Origin of the sequence: Acinetobacter sp. YH01005 (assembly GCF_013420465.1) — a bacterium.
Classification (GTDB): Bacteria; Pseudomonadota; Gammaproteobacteria; order Pseudomonadales; family Moraxellaceae; genus Acinetobacter; species Acinetobacter amyesii.
In genome coordinates this window covers 47,764-67,880 of record NZ_VOYA01000016.1, presented here as the reverse complement: position 1 = coordinate 67,880, position 20,117 = coordinate 47,764, and the positions used below count along the sequence as shown (strand labels likewise).

The 20,117-nt window shown below is 39.8% G+C and carries 12 protein-coding genes and 1 pseudogene; 4 read left to right on the top strand and 9 right to left on the bottom strand.

Annotated features, from left to right (window positions below):
• Window positions 1-300: 300 nt before the first annotated feature.
• The 4 genes from FTT72_RS11965 to FTT72_RS11950 are packed head-to-tail and all read left to right on the top strand — an operon-like array spanning window position 301 to window position 7,308.
• On the top strand, window positions 301-3,177 hold the full coding sequence (locus FTT72_RS11965; protein WP_180178442.1) for a type I restriction endonuclease subunit R: 2,877 nt from the start codon (window positions 301-303) through the stop codon (window positions 3,175-3,177).
• 59 nt (window positions 3,178-3,236) lie between these two features.
• Window positions 3,237-3,803 carry a macro domain-containing protein gene (locus FTT72_RS11960; protein ID WP_180178441.1) on the top strand — a complete coding sequence of 189 codons (567 nt, stop codon included), beginning with the start codon at window positions 3,237-3,239 and terminating at the stop codon, window positions 3,801-3,803.
• Entirely contained in the window at window positions 3,800-5,305 is a 1,506-nt protein-coding gene (locus tag FTT72_RS11955; protein ID WP_180178440.1) for a DUF262 domain-containing protein, read from the top strand. Before FTT72_RS11960 ends, FTT72_RS11955 begins: the two co-directional genes overlap by 4 nt.
• A gap of 2 nt (window positions 5,306-5,307) precedes the next feature.
• Window positions 5,308-7,308 carry a DUF262 domain-containing protein gene (locus tag FTT72_RS11950; protein WP_180178439.1) on the top strand — a complete coding sequence of 667 codons (2,001 nt, stop codon included), beginning with the start codon at window positions 5,308-5,310 and terminating at the stop codon, window positions 7,306-7,308.
• 457 nt (window positions 7,309-7,765) lie between these two features.
• Here the strand turns inward: FTT72_RS11950 and FTT72_RS16165 are convergent.
• The 9 genes and pseudogenes from FTT72_RS16165 to FTT72_RS11905 all read right to left on the bottom strand — a co-directional run bounded on the left by FTT72_RS16165 (window position 7,766) and on the right by FTT72_RS11905 (window position 20,111).
• Window positions 7,766-8,263: pseudogene (locus tag FTT72_RS16165) on the bottom strand (diguanylate cyclase).
• A gap of 711 nt (window positions 8,264-8,974) precedes the next feature.
• Window positions 8,975-10,942, bottom strand: coding sequence for an esterase/lipase family protein (locus FTT72_RS11940; protein ID WP_373686917.1), 1,968 nt, complete (start codon window positions 10,940-10,942; stop codon window positions 8,975-8,977).
• Between the two features lie 166 nt (window positions 10,943-11,108).
• Window positions 11,109-12,023 (bottom strand): ABUW_2363 family tetratricopeptide repeat lipoprotein, encoded by a 915-nt coding sequence (locus tag FTT72_RS11935; RefSeq protein ID WP_180054454.1) that lies wholly within the window; start codon window positions 12,021-12,023, stop codon window positions 11,109-11,111.
• Between the two features lie 105 nt (window positions 12,024-12,128).
• Window positions 12,129-12,938 carry a serine O-acetyltransferase gene (cysE, locus tag FTT72_RS11930; protein ID WP_180003858.1) on the bottom strand — a complete coding sequence of 270 codons (810 nt, stop codon included), beginning with the start codon at window positions 12,936-12,938 and terminating at the stop codon, window positions 12,129-12,131.
• Window positions 12,931-13,773, bottom strand: coding sequence for an RNA methyltransferase (locus FTT72_RS11925; protein WP_180117646.1), 843 nt, complete (start codon window positions 13,771-13,773; stop codon window positions 12,931-12,933). Before FTT72_RS11925 ends, cysE begins: the two co-directional genes overlap by 8 nt.
• 51 nt (window positions 13,774-13,824) lie before the next feature.
• Entirely contained in the window at window positions 13,825-17,397 is a 3,573-nt protein-coding gene (gene dnaE / locus FTT72_RS11920) for a DNA polymerase III subunit alpha (protein WP_180178437.1), read from the bottom strand.
• A gap of 129 nt (window positions 17,398-17,526) precedes the next feature.
• Entirely contained in the window at window positions 17,527-18,177 is a 651-nt protein-coding gene (locus tag FTT72_RS11915) for a hypothetical protein (RefSeq protein WP_180178436.1), read from the bottom strand.
• A 216-nt stretch (window positions 18,178-18,393) separates the two neighbouring features.
• Window positions 18,394-19,089 (bottom strand): methionine ABC transporter permease, encoded by a 696-nt coding sequence (locus FTT72_RS11910; protein WP_078188742.1) that lies wholly within the window; start codon window positions 19,087-19,089, stop codon window positions 18,394-18,396.
• Complete coding sequence (locus tag FTT72_RS11905; protein WP_168377623.1) at window positions 19,086-20,111, bottom strand: methionine ABC transporter ATP-binding protein; 1,026 nt, start codon at window positions 20,109-20,111, stop codon at window positions 19,086-19,088. Before FTT72_RS11905 ends, FTT72_RS11910 begins: the two co-directional genes overlap by 4 nt.
• Window positions 20,112-20,117 lie beyond the last annotated feature (6 nt).

Genomic DNA, 20,117 nt, shown 5'->3' with positions numbered 1-20,117 from the left:
TTATAATCAGCGAAGAATTCAAAAAGGCTTGGATTTTAAGACACCAAATCAAATGGCAGAAGACTTTTATCGGTTAGCTGCCTAGAATCTCCCAAGTGAAAGTCTCCTGCTAATTCAGCACACATCAATCCTTTGGTTGAAGGGAAATATGAGCAAAATAAAAAATTTTGGTATTTGAGATGGGAGTTTGCAACTTTCGATCTTGAAAGCATTACAGCTCAAGTCGTCTTCTTACAAAAGTTGCTACAGCGTGTAGAGCACGAATGGAAATAATTTAAGCACTAAAGCCTTGAGATAAAAATGAGCACACAAAGCGAATACCAACTTGAAAATGAATTGATTAGCCAGCTCAAGCAAATGGGTTATGCCTCAGTGATGCTCAAGGACGAAAGCCAACTACTGTCTAACCTTAAAACTCAAATTGAAAGTGCCAATAGCGTTGCACCACTGTCAGAAACCGAGTGGAAGCAGGTCATTAGTCATCTGAATACCGGAACGATATTTGAACGGGCCAAGAACCTGCGTGATCTGTTCCCAGTTAAATTTGATGATGGTACAAGCAAACACATCTTTTTCCTGTCCGATGATCCAAGCAAAAACATCTATCAGGTGACTAATCAAATCACCATCGATCACCGTGACTATAACGGCCGTACCAGCCGTTTTGATGTGACTTTACTGGTCAATGGTTTGCCACTGGTTCAGATCGAGCTGAAAAAGCGCGGCATGGAAATTGCCGAAGCCTTTAACCAGACCCAGCGTTATACCCGTGAAGCCTATTGGGCTGGACAAGGCCTGTTTGGTTTTATCCAGCTTTTTGTCATTAGTAACGGTGCAAATACTCGCTATTACTCAAATGGTACGACTGGAATTGAGTTTGCCTTTCCTTGGGCAGATGTTGCCAATAAACATATCAATGAAATTGTCGACTTTGCCGATGCATTTTTCAATCAGCAGCATCTGACCCAAATGTTGACCCAGTACATGGTGCTGCTAGAAACCACCAAAAGCCTGATGGTGCTGCGTCCCTATCAGATTTATGCGGTACAGAAAATTGTGGAGCATGTGCAAAACTCCGATCAGAACGGCTATATCTGGCACACTACTGGTTCAGGCAAAACCCTGACCTCATTTAAAGCCAGTCAGATCATCATGCAAATGCCTGATGTGGAAAAAGTCCTGTTTGTGGTGGATCGTAACGACCTCGATACGCAAACCTCACGCGAATTTAATGCCTTTAAAGCCGACAGCGTCGACAGCACAGATAACACATCGACCTTGGTAAAACAGCTCGATCAACGGCATGACAAACTGATTGTGACCACCATTCAAAAACTCAATCGGGCCATCAGCACCGACCGTTATTTAGAATCGATTGATTATCTTAAAAATAAAAAAGTGGTCTTTATTTTTGATGAATGTCATCGCAGTCAATTTGGTGAGACCCATCAGAACATCAAAAAATTTTTCAGCAATGCACAAATGTTTGGTTTTACCGGTACGCCTATTTTTGAAAAGAATAGCCAAAGCAAAGCAGGTTTAAAACTCACCACAGACTACCTGTTTAATGAATGTTTGCATAAATACGTGATTGTGGATGCCATCCGTGACCGTAACGTCTTGCAGTTTCAGATTGATTATCGGGGCAAATACACCGCCAAAGGCATGGCGACCAATGAAAGTTATGAGGAAGATGTAGAAGGCATCGATACCAAAGAACTGTATGACAATCCGCAACGCCTTGAAATGATTGCCCGCTACATTGTCAATATTCACGATACCAAAACCCGTAATCGTGAATTTACCGCAATGTTCTGTGTCAGTTCGGTCGAAACACTGACCCAATATTACGACCTTTTTGAAAAAGTGCAGGCTGAAAAGCAAATTGAAGATGAAGCACAAGGTCGGATATTTAAACCGTTGACTATTGCAACCATTTTTTCCTATGCGGCAAATGAGGCTGTACCGACTGATGACTTAAATGGCTTGATTCACGAAGAAGCCGCAGATATTCCAAGTCAGGTCAACTCATCCAGTCGGGATAAGCTGGATCGTTACATTGCCAATTACAACCGACAGTTCAAAACTAACTACAATTCTGGCGATCAATTTTATGCGTACTACCGCGACATTGCACAGCGCGTAAAAAACAGACAGATTGATATTCTAATCGTGGTCAATATGTTCCTCACGGGCTTTGACTCTAAGCCGCTAAATACCTTGTATGTCGATAAAAACCTAAAATATCATGGCTTGATTCAAGCATTCTCACGTACCAATCGCGTCTACAACGATAAAAAACCATTTGGCAATATCATCTGTTTCCGCAACCTAAAACGTGCAACGGATGAAGCGCTGGCACTATTTTCCAATAAAGAAACGACTAAGATCGTCCTTGTTCCAAGCTATGCGGAAATCGAACAGGATTACCAAGCAGCGGTGAGCAAATTGTTTGCCTTAACGCCCAATTACCAATCAGTCGATGATCTTGTTACAGAAGAACAGCAACTGGAATTTATTAAAGCTTTCCGTGAAGTGATGCGCTACAACGCGCAATTACAAACTTTTATTGAGTACGATCAAGACCAAACACAACTGGATAAGCAGCACTTCGCGAACTTCGCCTCTAAGTATGCTGACTTATGTCGTGCCGTTAGAAAGACCACCAAGAAAGAAAAAGTATCGGTGCTGGATGATGTCGATTTTCAACTGGATTTACTGCACAGTGACCGCATTAATGTTGGTTATATTATTAATCTGCTACAGCTTGTTGTTGATACGGACTCAGAGGACAAGCGTCAGAAGTACCAAGCGCAAATTTACGATTTAATCAGTAGTGATATTAGCTTGCACGATAAGCAAGACCTCATTCAAAAATTCATTGAAGAAAACATACCGAAGATGATCAATGGACAGAGCGTTCAAACGGCTTTTGCTGCATTTTGGGATGCTGAAAAAGAACAGGCCTATCAGCATCTCTGCAAAGAAGAAAATCTGAAACCAGAAGCGATGAAGCAGGTTCTGGAGCATTACGAGTTCACCAAACGCCTACCACGTAAAGAAGAGTTGAAGGACTTACCAAACTATAAGGTTAAGCTGTTTGAACGGGAGAACGTGTTTAGCAATTTGCTGGTCAAGACACGCAAGTTGATTGAAAAGTTTTATGTGGGCATATGATTTTGTTTTTATTTATTAAGAATTTACTTTTCATGAAAATATACTTGAAAGCAATATAAATGAATAAACGAAAAAAAATACTGTTAGTACAAGAGGATATCACTAAGCTTGCCGTGGATGCTATTGTGAACTCTGCGAATAAGTCGCTACTAGGTGGAGGTGGTTTAGATTACGTAATCCATAAGAAAGCAGGACTACTGATGAAGCAAGCCTGTATAGAGTTAAACAAGCTAAAAGGTGGATGTCCTACGGGACAGGCAGAGGTAACGATCGCAGGTGACTTGCCGGCACAATATATTATTCATGCCGTTGGACCAAGATGGTTGAATGGTGATCATAATGAAGCAGATTTGCTGTGTAGTACATATTCAAATGCTTTGATCAAAGCAAATGAAGTACGAGCTAAAAAAGTTTCATTCCCCTCCATCTCTACAGGTGTTTATGCTTTCCCAAAGCAATTGGCAGCAGAAATAGCCATAGGAACAGTATTGTCCACTTTGCCAGATTATTCGTTCATTGATGAGGTGGTTTTTGTCATAAAGGATTCTGACAATTATCAAATTTATCAGAATATTTTGAGCAATCTGCATGACGAACATTTAGAAATTAAGATTGAAAAAACATGACCATAGTAACTTTAGAGTCGAGAGTTATCTCATTAAAAGAACTTTACCAACAAGCTTTAAGTATTCCTGATTATCAACGTCCTTATAAGTGGACAGAGAAGCATGTCAGAACGCTGTTTGATGACTTAGATTATTTTGTTGCGGGTATTACGGCAAAGAATCGTGATGATGATCGTTATAAGTATCGCCTAGGGACAATTGTTCTACACAAGCCTACTTTGATCATCCGCACGAAGAACCATAATGATTGCTATCAGCGTCATCTCAGAAAGATTGTCCAATACAAGTTACCTGATGCTAAAAAAAATATTGTGGACGGACAACAACGGACATTAACCTTTTATTTAATTTGGCATGCCTTACAAGCGAGAAAAAGTCAATTAAACAGGTTGATTCTTCCTGAGTTCAGTTTAGAGATTCCTGCGTGTCGCATGAGTCAAGAAAACTTACGCCGAAATTATGATGTGGTTGAAAAGCTCATCGATAAGCCACGCTCAAAGCCCTTAGAGGAATATATTGATATTCTGCTGACCAAATGTGAGTTTGTTATTGTTGAGTTAAGCAAGCTATCAGAGGCTTTTCAATTCTTTGATTCACAGAACTCGAGAGGATTAGATTTACATCCGCATGATTTGTTGAAGGCGTATCATCTGCGAGAGTTTGATCCTGCTGAAGTAGCGTGTAAGGCTCAAGCAGTTCAGCAATGGGAACAGAGAAATGAAAAGGACGTTCATCGTATTTTTTCTCAATTTCTCTATCCAATTAGACAATGGACTAAAGGGGAAAAGGCATTCTACTTTGGTAAAGAGCAGGTGGAAGGTTTTAAAGGTTTGTCACTGCATCAGGAAGATCAGTTTCCACTGAGCCAATCATATCGTATCTTGCACAGTATGGTTGATGAGTACAACAATGATCGCTTCCGCAAGGTAGATAACATACATTTGGCTTATCCATTTCAAATCACTCAAACCATGATCAATGGGCGACGTTTTTTTGAGTGGTTTAGCCATTATGAAAGTAAAGCTTTAGGATTGCTTAATCCACCAGATTATGGTGATTGGGTCATGCCATTATTAACCACAGCAATATCGAAAAAAATTTGGCTAGTCATCAATGGCACCGAGCCTTCTAAAGGCTATGAGTATACGGGTAGGAACAGAACAGGTGATGGCTATGTCCAGAAAGTGCTCAATGCTTTTCTATTGGCTTACTATGATCGCTTTGGTGAGGCGGAGTTTTCAAGTGCTTTGGAAATAGGATTTATTTGGGCATATCGTTTGAGATTGACACAATCAAGCATTTACGAGTCCAGTATTGAGAACTATGTGATGGATCACAATCTCTTTAAGCGTTTGGATCAATCACTAAGACCAAAAGATTTCTTTAATTTTTCCTTGGATATTTATATCGGTTTAAATGAGACAAGTGAGAAAAGTCGTAAAAGTAAAGTTGAAGGCATTAAAAAGCTGTTTAGAGAAATGAAATACATGGCGGAGCAATAATAATGTCTATAGAGCAATCAAAGCCATTTACCATCTTGCAACTATTGAGCGAAGATGTTGACTACCAAATTCCTGTATATCAACGGAACTATGCTTGGGGAAGACCACAGATTCAAGCAATGATACAGGATGTCTACGACTCTTATCTAAAGTCACTGACTAGTCCTGCAAACTATTATATCGGTAGTTTGGTGGTCGCAAAAAAAGAGCATTATTTTGAAGTGCTAGATGGACAGCAACGCTTTACAACCTTAAATCTTTTAGCTTTATTCTTAAAATCTAAACTTAAAAATGCCAAGCTAGATCAATTCAATTGTATACGCTTAAAATTTGAAAGCCGTGAAAAGTCTGCAATTCTTTTAAGCGCATTATGGAAGTTTGCGAATGATCAATCTATTGAACAAGAATTGGATCGATTAAACGCACAACATGGGGATCACGCTATTCTCAGAGGGTATCGCATTATTCAGCAAGAATGCCTCAATATTGTCCAAGAAGATAAACTTGCAGAGTTTACAGACTATCTATTGGATCAGGTTGTAATTTTACGCACGATCATTCCAGAGCTTGCTGATGTGACACATTATTTTGATGCACTGAATAACCGTGGGGAGCAGTTAGAAGCGCATGAAGTGATTAAGGCTCATTTCCTGAGTTTGTTAAGTGCTGAAGATAAAGACCGTCATATTGTTCATCAACTTTGGTCAGCGTGTCAGGATATGTACAAATATGTTGCCTATGGTTTTAACCCCACTGATAGAAAGCAAATATTTGGTAGTTCATATCATGAATGGTGTGTCGAAGACTACGAAAAATTGAAGTCATGCCTACCTCTCGAAACGCAATCGAAAGATGTAAGTACAGAAGGTAATAGCTCTTATGGGGATAAGCTGACTTTAGAAGGAATTCTAAAGCTTAATCCTGTCCCTATGAGTCAGAAGCCCAATGAAGAATCGAGTGAGCGTTTTGCAAGCATCATTGATTATCCAAACTTCCTGATGCAAGTTTTGAAAATTTATGTCAAAACGCAGTTGAAAGATAGCGATGCTAGCAAGATTGCACTTGATGACAAAACTTTATTAGAAAGCTTTAAAAAAACGATTATAGATGCAAGTCATGCAAAAGCCTTTATCTACCTTCTTTTGAAAACACGATATTTATTCGATCTATATATCATTAAACGGGAGAATAGCCCTCAGCACAAAGGTTGGTCACTCAAGAAACCTAAATACTATAGTTCTGGTAATGTGAGCTATGTGAATACCTTTTCACAATCTGAAGTGGAGGGAGAAAATGAATTAGCATTAGAAGGTGGTCAAAGAAACCTCGTGATGCTTCTATCTGCATTTCATGTTTCCTATCCGACACATTCACGCAAGAACTGGTTGTTAAGCGTTTTATATTGGCTCACAGTTCATAGTGACAAAGAAATTAGCTTAATTGCCTATTTTGAATTTGTGGAAAATTTGGCGCGTACTTTGATTAAGAAGCGTTACTTAAGTGCTGACAAGGAAGACTATGAAAATTTTATGTATGGCGACGAATCTGATCGTAACAATGTGGTCACTGCAGAAGATATAAAAACCCATTTGACTTATCAGAAAATCTCAAATTTTTGTTTGAACTATCTAGATTATCTTTTGTTAAAAAAGGAAAAAGGAAGCCATACTAAGTTTTACTTTAGCTATAAGGATTCGATTGAGCATTTTTATCCGCAGAATCCGAAGGTGGGTGAGCCTTTACCTGAACAAGTTTTAGATAGTCTAGGTAATTTAGGGTTATTGAACCAAAGTGAAAATTCTTCACTCACCAATGACATGCCGATTCAAAAAGCCAATTGGCTAGACGAGCATAAGAAAGTGCCAATCAGTTTGAAGTTAGAGTTGATGATGCAGGTTGCTAAAAAGAAAGGATCTGAGTGGAATGAAGATAGTATAGAAAAACATCAGCATGATATGATAGAGTTGCTCTTAGAAGATTTAAACCGAAAAGCATGCTCTTAGGAGCATGCTTTTTTATTATGTATACCTTTTGGTGTGCTAAATCCTAATTTGATATAAAAAATATAGTAAAATCAATAGTAAGATACTAATGCATCATTGGGGTCAGGGTTGAAAGGTCAACTTTGGAATTATCAGCTTGCATGAAACGAAATACCTTAAAATAAAAATTTGTGCGCTGCTAAACGAAAAACACTGTTTTGATGAAAATTGGATTTAGAAAAAGTCCTTATATTTATATTGTCTCTTCGTTCAAAACCACAGGTGTACGTTAACAAATCGTGTTGCTGATTCTAGCAAAAAAAGTGACAGGAAAATGCCAGAAAAGGTTTGTCTGCATGTAAAAAAAGCAGTCAAAATATTATTTATAAACGCTAAAAAGTCTGTGTGTAAATTCAACAATGGATACATTTACAAAGCGATAGACTGACTCAAACATCAACCTGTGCTTCAGCCTCAGCTAATTGATATTGGTTTCGACCGCTGCCTTTTGCAAGGTAAAGTGCTTGATCGGCAGCCAATATAAATTTTTGAATTTGATAAGATTTAGAGGAATGATTGTTGCCGTACCGATGCTAATCGTCACAAATTTGGAAATATGGCTGGCTGGATGTGGAAGTTCGAGTGATTGAATACGGTGTAATAAATCGGCTGCCAAAGGTTCAATCTCAGCTTCAGTTAACATTGGAAAGAGGAGTAAAAACTCTTCGCTGCCATTGTGTGCAGCTAACTCACCATTTCGATTGGTGATTTGAGACAAAACCTCAGTAATTTGTGTGAGGCAGATGTCACCCGCCTGATGACCTAAATGATCATTTTAATTTTCAAAAAAATCGATATCGATCACCATGATGCTTAAAGGCTGTTGATGGCGTAGGGCATAACGCCATTGCTGTTCTAATGCTTCAGATAACTGACGACGGTTTGCTAGCCCAGTCAGTGGGTCATGTTCTACCAACCCGCAACCATGGCAATATAAAAACGCATACCTACAAAGGCATAGATGATGACCACGGCATACTTCATGGCTGCATGTAATAGCGCATCATTGTGATCATTACCAATCATAGTAAAGATGATCGCAACAGCGCACATCGAGCCTAGACAAGTATAAACATTAAAATAAGGGTTTAATGCGGAATAAAAGATAAATCCCATGCAATCAGAATGATAAACACTACCCAAATATACAGAGGAATCTACAAAACTGCGTTATGAGATCACTTGATAAATCCACGTACATGACAGAGCATACAGGAGAAAAATAATGATTCCGCGAAAACAAAATTTTTTCGCCGCTTCATCGCGGTAGAGCGGTTGATAAATGAATTATAAACTTGACGTAAAATATACTTAATTTTATATAGTTATGATTAGACCCTTAATTTCACAGAAGAAGTGACTTAAAGCCTTAAAATTTCATAATTCGATATGCTTATGAAATAATTAGGAAAAGCGCACAATATTTTGTCTTTATTTTACAATAATTTATCTCTAATATAAGGTTTATATAAAGTTTAACGAGTGCCTTTGAGTTTTAAAATAATTAAAAAAAAGCTTATATAGTAATTACCTGAATAATGGCATATTCAAGTAAATGCAGAAATAAAAAAAACCGATCCTGAGATCGGTTTTAAAATATGTAGATCGATTTAAATGCTGTATTGCCTTATGGTTTATAGAGGCCAAGTTCAATCAAATGCAAACGTAATATACGGCGTAGTTCGAGTACAGCTTCAGGGGTTTCTTGAATCGAATGACCCCCTTTAATGATTTTTTCTGAAACAGCACCCTCTAGATGAGCACTAGTGTATGGTACAATATCATCCGTCATAATATTTTTATCTTGACTGTTGGTGTTATTTCCCATAATTGAATGAAACTTCAAACCCTTACGTGGCTGAATATCTTCAGTGAGCGCGATAAATTTTGATTGATGACTTAAGTCACTTGGTCCATTTTGGATCAAGCCATGGTCAATTTCACGAAATAAATCTTTCAGGTCTTCTTCTTGAGTTAACACATCACCCATGGCCGATAAAAAAGCTCCTGGGAGTTTAATAATTTTTCGAGCGGCTTTGGTAAACCAGCGATCTGCATATTCTGTACCGCGATGAGGTGCAGCTAAAAAAATTGCGCGGCTGAAATTTGGAATATCTTCAATCACCATACGTTGCTTCACGACTGGAATATTTCGGTACTGATTTAATTGACGTGAATTCATCATTTTCAAAGCTGCTTGTGTGGTATCAGCTTGGCTGACCAGTAGTCGTGCAATAATGCCGCCCATACTATGACCGACTAGAACAGCATCTTTTTTAGCTGCGGCATTGGCGTCTACTTTGCTAAAGGTCTGAGTCAAAATGGAATAAATTTGGAAGCGGCTTTCAATAATCGGCATGTTGGTTGAGTAGAAGACTTGCCACACTTGATAATGTTCACGTAGCACTGAATCGCCCATAATATCGTTAGTCAGACGAATCCATGCTTCAGGGCTGCTAGCAAGACCATGTACCAAGACGATAACTTTCTTGTCAGGATTATATGGTTCAAGCATGTAGAGATGAGGCATCGTCAGTTTTTCATCTCGGTCAATCAGTGATAAATAAGCTGCCTTACCCAAGTTATTTTGTGCTAACCAAAGACCATAAGGTGCAGAAAAATTGGCTGCAAGGGCATAGTTTTTATTGGCAATATTGACCTGTTCATATTTGTACGGGTCGTAAGCCTTAATTTGAAACTCATGCTGATTTAAAATTTGATCAACTGAAGTTGTGGTGCTTACAGGTTCCGCTGTTAAGGTTGCAGCTAAATAGCGCGCTTGATGGATATTAGGGTTTGAACCAGACGGATATTTAAAATCTATTGGGTTGATAATGTATTTGGCTTTGCCTGTTTCAACTGTATGTTCTTCGGGTAAAACCACAAGGAATTCGGAACCAAAACCATCTCGGCGGGTAATTGAACGTAAACCTGAGAAGTTGAGGTTATAGGTTGACATCAATTGTTCAATTTTACGATTTTTGAGTTCTGGGTAATGGCTGAAGTCAATATGATAGGTGGTTTGTCCGACTTTGATCTGTTGGGTGACTTCTTGCGGTTTATAACGTAGTGCATAGCTGCTAACCAGTTTAGCAATCCCTTGATTAAAGAAATCTCGGATTTGAACTTGGCGGTTATCAAAAATACGGTCAGCAGGCGCACGTTTGGTTTTAAACATATAGGCGTAGCTATAGCGAATACTTTTATCCAGTAGCGTCAGCTGTTGATCTAAACATTTGTTATAAGTGTCTTGTTCAATTTTTTGTTTTTCTTCTGATTTGTGGCTACTGAGAAGACCTAATTTACAGGCTGAAGAAGACTCATATTCGATGGCTTTGGCTAAATATAATTCACTTGCCGTAGACAATAATTGTTCATCTTGAATTTGAGGGATCTGTTGTAGTTCATCAACACAGGCTTTCGGGTCTTCTATACACGCTTTGGCTTCACGACCTGTCATCGACAAGACATTTAAACTGGCTTCGCTGAGTTTGTTTCGAGAAATAATACTTTCACGTTCATTGGCAATAGAAACGTTGAGTTTTTGGTTTTTGACACTGACGACCTGACATCCACTCAGTACGCTGGTACTCATGATTCCAAGGAGCAGTATTGTTTTAGTATTTAGCTGCATAAAGGGGTCGCACATTGGGTTGAATATTTTCAAATCATACGATAATTGTCAGGATTTTCAATTCACCTTAAATGAAAAAAGACCGTTAGAACGGTCTTTTTCAAAAGAATTTTTTAAATCGTCAGATTTAAGACGCAGCTTTAGGTGGATTTAAAACTTGCCAAACATTCCAGCGACCTTGCTTTTCAATTTCTTGAATTAAGCGGTCAGCGACTTCGCCTTCTTGTGGGTATTTCACTTTGTAGTTCTTTAAGACCTGAATCGCGTTCTTTTTTTGTTCCATCGCAATATAGTTATTTGCTGCAGAAAGATAGGCTTCTTGAACACCTGCTTTCATCGCTTTGTCTAAGTATGGAATCGCTTCACGTTGACCACCACCTTCAGATAAACCAAAACCGAACCAGAAGTTTGCTTCAGCATCATCTTGGTTGATTTTTAAAATACGCTGAGCGTAAGTTAAAGATTTAGTGGTGTATACAGAACCTAAGTCGAGGTTACGTGCCATCACACTGGCTTTAAATGCACGTACTAAAACATCAAAAGAAGCGTTGTCTTTAGATGCAAGGGTATCTAATTTTTGCGTCACTTCTTTAAGTTTAAGTTCAAACCCTTTACGTTCTTGGCGTTGAACAAAACGTGGTGGATAGTGACGTGCTTTACCTTCAACGAGCTGTAAGAAATCATCAATTTCAGTAATGTCGATCTCATTATCACCCGCTAAAGCAGCAAATTTCATTGAACGTACTTTGCTGTCTACAATTGGGATAATCAGACGGTTTTCTTCAAGTGTCAGTTGCTTAGATGGGTCGGTCGGGCTAGTTACCACCATCTTAGTCACAGGCTGAGCTGCAGCTTTTTGTAAATTTAATTCAAAAGGAGGTGGCGCATCGTAGTTGAATGGGTTGAGTGCGTAGAACGGTGGAGTCAGTTCAGGCTCTACAAAAATCATGGCATCTTTAGGTGCATTATTTTTAGTTGGGGCGCTTCCACAAGCGGCAAGGGTTAAAGCAATACAAGCAACTGCCAAGGGCTTAAGCGTCATATGATTCATCCATTAATTTATTTTATACAAAAAAGCATGTTGGTCAGTCTAAAAAAACTCTGAACAACATGCAAGTTAAAGGCAATTTATTATGATTGCTTTTGGTTAAGCTTTAGATTGATTACTTTGAGCTTCGCATTCGCGGCGCACATCTTCAATGATTTTAAGTTCTTCCTGACTAAAAGGTTGTTCATTGAGCTGTTGCTTTTTGAACGTTGGGTCAAGGAGAGACAAACGCTGACACAAATTATTCATACGTTTTTCATTGTGCTGAATACGATCTAACAACACACGCATACCTTCTAACATTGGGTCAGTTTGGTCTTGTGTTGCAGCATACGGTTGGAAACCAATACTTTCTGCATAATCGCGACGACGGCTTTCAGCTTCATCTTTTGGCTTATCTTTCGTGATAAAGCGTGCTGGATTACCTACAGCGGTAGTATCCGCAGGAACTTCTTTAGTCACCACGGCATTTGAGCCGACTTTGGCATTTTTACCTACCGTAAATGGGCCTAAGATCTTTGCACCAGCGCCAACCACTACGCCATCTTCCAAGGTGGGGTGACGTTTGCCTTTATTCCAAGTTGTGCCCCCTAAGGTCACACCATGGTAAAGGGTGACATCATCACCAATTTCAGCTGTTTCACCAATCACCACACCCATACCGTGGTCAATGAAGAAACGACGACCGATTTTCGCACCCGGATGAATCTCAATGCCTGTGGCAAAGCGGCTAAAAGAAGATAATAGACGAGCTGAGCCTTTACACTCTTTTTTCCAAAGTTCATGTGCCATACGATGCATGATTAAGGCATGAATTCCTGGATAAGTCGTTAAGACTTCGAGCGTATTTCGTGCAGCAGGATCGCGCGCGAATACAGCTTGTATATCTTCTTTGAGCTGCTTAAGCATTAGATTGATCCTCATTGTCTGTAGATTTTTTCCATGTTCCGTTATTTAAAGCCTGTACTCGGCTAAAGATGCCACGTAATAAGTGGTATTCCATACGATCTAATTGTATACGTCCAAATAAGCGACGCAAGCGTAAAGGTAATAATCTTGGATTTTTTGGATCCATAAATTCAATCTCTGCCAGCATTTTTTCAATATGCGGGTAGAACTGTTCCATCATTTCATGGGTCACCAAAGGCTCATCCCATTCCATATCGATGTCATTGGTAACATGCATCTTGGCATCAGGATTTGCAGTTAACTCAGTATGTGCAAGGGCGGCCATGCGCATTTCATAGCAAATGACTTGAATCGCTTGGGCAACGTTTAAGACGCCATATTCAGTATTTACTGGAATAGTGACGTGGTAGTTGGCCATTGCCAATTCTTCATTGGTCAAACCACGGTCTTCACGGCCAAACACCACGGCAATTTCTTGCTGTTGTTCACAGACCGCTTTGAGAGACATTTCGGCAGCAGGGCGAGCGTCAAGTAAAGGCCATGGGATGGTACGACTACGCGCACTAGTACCAAAGACAATATGACAATCTTTAATGGCATCTTCTAATGATTCAACAATTTCAATTTGATCTATTAAATCGACAGCTCCGGCAGCCAAGGCATTAATGTCTGGATGCGGGTAAGTCTTAGGTGCAACTAAGACCAGCTTTGAAAGTCCCATGGTTTTCATGGCACGTAATGCACTACCAATATTTGCGGGTAATGTTGTATTCACCATGACAATACGCACATGAGAGAGATGTGCTGAAACCGCAGCATTGTCAGTTTGATTCATGATATTTCCAATTTGTTTATTTAAAAAAGCAGTTCAAACAGCGTTTAAACTTTAAGAAAATTGATTGGCTTCTGCTTGGTATAAATCCATGGCATCATCCATGCTCATTCCATCTGGCGGTGGAGGAACTTGCGCAGGAATAGAGGCTTGTTCATAACTCACCGCCTTGGCTGCTTTGGATTTGACATGATATTCAACATGCAAAGATTCTTTACCAAAGTAGTCACGCAGCTTAGACAGTAGCTCATCTAGCGGGGCAACTTTCCAGTTTAAGCCCAAATGAATGTCAGCCGTCGCATATGGATAGTCAATATATAACTGCACAGGAATATGCGTACACATATCGACATTGCAGAAAGGCAGTAGAATATTTTGGATGTCGCGTGAGAGCGTTTTACTAAAATGTTCCGGCGTTAATTTGATTTGAATCGCATTGGCACGTTTTTGACGGATTTCGTTCAGACTGAAGGCTTTAGTTAAGCGACCCATAGGGCGGTCAAAACCTTCACGTTCATAAATTTCACCTTCAATCACCACCACTTTTTCGTTTTGAATCACGTCTTTGAAGCGGTTAAAACGTTCGTGATTCGCAGACACTTCAATACGTGCTGTACCATCATCGAGTGTCACCATCATACGGTTCGGGAAGTTGGCTACATCGACGACTAGGCCTGCAAATACTGTAGTGACACCGCGACGTGTAGGCGTAAGTTCATTAATACGCTGTGAAATAAAGGCTTTTAACTCTGGGCGATACACATCAATCGGGTGACCTGTTAAATAAAGGCCGAGTGTGTCTTTTTCACCTTTGAGACGAACTTCATCTGACCACGGTTTGACAGGTTTGGCAGGTTTACGCTGAACTTCTTCCACTTCGCCAAACAAGTCCATCATGCCTGTTTCGCGGTTAGTGCGTGCTTGATCCGCCGCTTGAACGGCTTCAGGGAGCTGTGCCATCAAGTCAGCACGTTCTAAACCTAAACAATCCAGTGCGCCACTACGAATCAATGCTTCAAGGGTACGTTTATTGATTTTTTTCAGGTCAATACGATGACAGAAGTCGAACAGGTCTTTATAGGGACCATCTTGGATACGTGAGTCAATCACAGACTGCATGGCAGCTTCACCGACACCTTTGATCGCACCTAAACCGTATACGATCGTTTCTGGATCACTGGCATGGAAGTTGTACAAAGACATATTGACCGATGGAGGTAAAACTTCAAGACCGTTAATTCGACAGTCATCGATCAAGAACACTACGTTGTCAGTGTTCTGCATTTCCGAAGTCATTACCGCTGACATAAATTCAGCAGGGAAATGTGCTTTTAACCAAGCAGTTTGATATGCAACAAGGGCATAGGCAGCGGCATGGGATTTGTTAAAACCATAGCCTGCGAATTTTTCCATATAGTCGAAGATATGGTTGGCCGTATCTGCATCAATACCTTTGGTTGCAGCACCTTCAGTAAAGATCTGACGGTGCTTAATCATTTCTTCGACTTTCTTTTTACCCATGGCACGACGAAGTAAATCCGCGCCACCCAAGCTATAGCCAGCACAGAACTGCGCTGCTTGCATTACCTGTTCCTGATACACCATAATGCCGTATGTCGGTTCAAGGACACTTTCTAGTAATGGATGTAAGTATTCAAACTCGCCACCATGCATACGGTAAATAAAGTCAGGAATCAGATCCATGGGGCCTGGACGGTATAAAGACACGAAAGCAATAATTTCTTCGAACTTACTTGGACGTGCCTCTTTCAGCATTTTTTTCATGCCGACGGATTCAAACTGGAAGACTGCTGTGGTGTTTGCATCTGCGAACACAGCATAGGCAGGTTTGTCATCCAAAGGAATCAAGGAAATGTCGACAGGTGTAGTGATATCTGGACGGGCATTAATGTGCTTAATGGCATCTTCAATTACCGTTAAGTTACGTAAGCCCAAGAAGTCGAATTTAACTAGACCTGCAGCTTCCACATCGTCTTTATCGAATTGGGCTACACGGTTAGTTCCATCTGCATCACATAGGACAGCCGAATAGTCAGTTAACTTAGTTGGTGCAATAACCACACCACCGGCATGTTTACCTGTATTACGGGTAATGCCTTCAAGTTTGAGTGCCATTTCCCAAATTTCGGCTGCATCGTCGTTATCTGGGTTAGATGGATTGGTGACAATGTCTTTGAGCTGTGGCTCAGCCTCAATCGATTCTTCCAAACTTAAACCTAAAGGCTTGGTCGGAATCATTTTAGAAATACGGTCAGCCAAACCATAAGATTTACCCAAGACACGGGCTACGTCACGAATCGCACCTTTTGCTGCCATGGTCCCGAAAGTTGCAATCTGAGAGACCGCATCTCGACCATAGGTACGTGCTACATAGTCAATAACACGGTCACGACCTGCAATACAGAAATCGACGTCAAAGTCGGGCATCGATACACGTTCTGGGTTTAAGAAACGTTCGAAAAGTAGGTCATAACGCAGTGGATCAAGGTCGGTAATTTTTAAACTATAGGCAACCAATGAACCTGCACCCGAACCACGGCCTGGACCAACAGGGACGCCATTACCTTTAGACCATTGAATAAAGTCCATGACAATCAGGAAGTACCCTGGGAATTGCATGGTCAGGATAATCCCGACTTCATAAGCCAAACGCTCATCATAAGGCTTACGAATTTCTGGCCAGTCGTCACCACGCTGTTCGACAGGATATAAATGTGCTAAACGTTCTTCTAAACCTTCTTTTGATAAATGTTCAAAATAGGTATCGATGGTATGACCTTCAGGAATTGGATAATCGGGAAGGTCATGGAAGCCTAAACGTAATGACACATTACACCGTCGCGCAATGTGATAGGTATTTTCTATAGCCGTTGGAATGTCTGCAAACAGCTCCGTCATTTCCTCGGCAGTTTTAAAATACTGTTCAGGACTGTAATTTTTAGGGCGACGATTGTCACCGAGGACATAGCCATCGGCAATACAAACGCGTGCTTCATGTGCCTCGAAATCTTCTTTACGTATAAAATGCACATCGTTATGAGCAACCACACCAATGTTAAATTTCTTCGCAAGTTTTACTGCTTCGTGAATAAAGTCTTCTTCACCCGAGCGCTCAGTCCGTGTAATCGCTAGATAAACACGATTGCCAAATTTTTCGACCCATTCAGCTAACAGAGGTTCAGCTTTTTGCGGGTTGGAAGAGCAAAGCATTTTGCCGACATCACTTTGCATACCCAGTAAAACAATCAAGTCTTGATGTTGATTTAAAATCCAATCTTTTTTTACGCAAGGAATATCAAGCTGTTGACCTGAAATATAACCTTCAGAAACCAACTCTGTTAGACTGCGCCAACCTTTATTGGTCATCGCTAGAAGAGTAGCTTTGTGTTCAGCATCATTCAAACGAATGGTTGAACCAAATATGGGTTTAATGCCTTTATCTAAGCACTTTTTATAGAATTTTACAGCAGCATGTAGATTTGAAAGGTCAGTAATGGCCAGAGCGGGCATTTCATCTGCAGCTGCAGCTTTTACAAGATCAGGTATACGTACAATAGATTCAGTAATGGAAAATTCTGTAAAAATACCAAGATGTACAAAGTGCATAGATGAGTCCCTGCGAAAACAGCTGCTGATTTTAGCATGCTCTGAGATCAAACTTGCGTTTATTGCATGGCTTTATGCAGATTTATAAATTCACTGTTTAATCAATAAACGCTGTATGACAAGCACCATTTAGCAAGCAATACCTTGATTCACTGAAAAGGCAGTTAATTTGCCATTTTTAAAGTTGAAGGCTAGATTGCCAATATAGGGTAAATCATAGTTATGCGGCTCTTTCAGCACGGATTTTGCATGAGTCGGTGAGAGTAAAATCACATAAGCCACTTCATTTGGATTGGCTAATTTTGCACTTTTGGGAAAGTCTTTTACAAATTGTTGATAGTTATATTGGCTTGTCAGATGTTTTGACCCAATTTGAATTTTATCGCGTATTTGCATGGAGTTATGCCATTCCATCCAAACAGCCCCTTTGGTTTGTCCAAGTTGGGCGAAGCTGCTTTTATTTTTATAGAATGAATCATTTTTAACTTGAGGATTGTCCTCAGCATAAATTTCAAATTTTAGAAATTTACCTTTTGATGTGACATGAAATTCAGTATTGCCGGTACATTCTGAATATTCATATTTAAGCTTCACTGGATTTTTGCTGATTAATTCATTTGCTTTTGATGCAGGCAAGGGTAAGGCTAAGTCAACATCATTTACCTTAATACTTGTCACATAGTCATAATCAGCAATGGATGCAGATGCTGCTGAAGTGATCAATATCTCAGTTGTGAAAAAAGTTAAGCGGAAAATTTGTGCTGGCAGTGTTGTTTGCATGTGGAATAAATAATCCTGTTCTTTTGATATTTTGTACTAATTCAAGTTTTTGGAAACTTAATATTAAGGGTCATATTTTAAATTTTATGGTGTTGCTAATTTTCCGTCAAAATAATTTAGAGTTAAAGAAATTTTGGTTTAATTACGGCATTAAAACTAAGTTTTATAAACAAAAAAGCCCTCCGAAGAGAGCTTAAAGATATGAATTGCGCAGGCCTAGCGTAATTTTGATAACCAGTCACCCAGACTTTGTACGATTTGCACCAAGATCAATAAGACGATCACGGTCATGATCACCACGCTACTATCAAAACGTTGATAACCATAAGAAATAGCAAGGTCACCGATACCGCCTGCACCTACTGCACCCGCCATGGCTGTTGCACCAATTAAGCTAATCGTTGCAGTCGTTAAGTTTAAAATTAAAGAGCTACGAGACTCTGGTAGGACAAATTTAGTAATGATTTGCAGCGGAGATGCACCCATCGCTTGAGCAGACTCAATGATGCCGTCATTCACTTCAAGCAACGAAGTTTCAATCAGACGACCAATGTAAGGACCAACATAGATTGTGAGAGGAACAATTGCAGCCCAAGTCCCAATTGAAGTACCCACAATGACTTTGGTCAAAGGGATGACCGCAATCAAGAGGATAATAAATGGCAATGAACGCAGCGCATTCACAATCGGGTTCAAACCATGGTAGATGACACGGTTAGGCAAAATGCCTTGTGGACGTGAGACATATAAGATCACGGCCTGGATAAAACCCCAAATACAGCCGAAGAGCATGGCAAAGAACACCATGTGAAAAGTTTCTTGTAGGGCAGTGACGAACTGATCCATAGACAAAGAACTTTTCCAAAAGGGTGCTGTAATTTGAGTCAGCCATTGAACAATTAAATCTCTCATTGCTGAACTCCTGCTTGAGTGACTTCAACACCATGTTGTTCTAAGAACGCCACCGCTTGTTGAATCAATGCTGTATCACCTAATAGCTGAACGAACATTTGTCCAATCACCGCACCATTAATTTCAGTCATATTGGCAAACAAAATATTCAGGCTAATATCAAACTGTTTAATTACCGCCTGAATCACAGTTTCTTGTGCCGAACTGCCGAGGAATTTTAAACAATAAATACTGTTATGATTTTGATTTTCTAAATTATTTAAAATATTAACAGGGAGCTGTTGCTGTAATACAGTTTGAATAAAGTTTTTCGTTGTATTGTGTTTTGGCTGACTAAAAATCTCTAAAGTTGAGCCATGTTCGATGACTTTCCCTTGTTCCATTACCGCAACATAATCACAAACGGATTCAATCACATCCATTTCATGGGTGACCATCACAATAGTAATGCCTTGTTCTTGATTGATTTTCTTTAATAACGCCAATACCGATTTGGTAGTTTGCGGATCGAGAGCAGATGTTGCTTCATCACACAGTAAAATTTTAGGATGATTGGCTAGCGCACGGGCAATCCCGACACGTTGTTTTTGGCCACCAGAGAGCTCATCTGGATAGGCATTTTTCTTATGTTTTAGGTCAATAAATTCGAGCAACTCTTCTAAACGTTTTTGGCGTTCAGCTTTAGACACACCTAAAAGTTTAAGCGGCATTTCAATATTTTCTGCAACTGTTTTGGTTTGCAGTAAATTGAAGTGCTGGAAGATCATGCCAATATTGGTTCTTTCTTGACGCAGCTCTGCCGAATTTAAAGCAGTAAAGTCTTTATCATGAATAATAATTTGCCCTTCACTCGGACGTTCTAGCAAATTAATTAAACGGATTAAGGTACTTTTGCCTGCACCACTGTAGCCAATTAAACCGAAAATACAGCCATCTGGAATGTCCAGATTAATCTGATCCAGTGCTGTAACGGTTTGGCCTTTTAGCTCAAAATGCTTGGAGATATTTTTAAATTGGATCATAGCGTC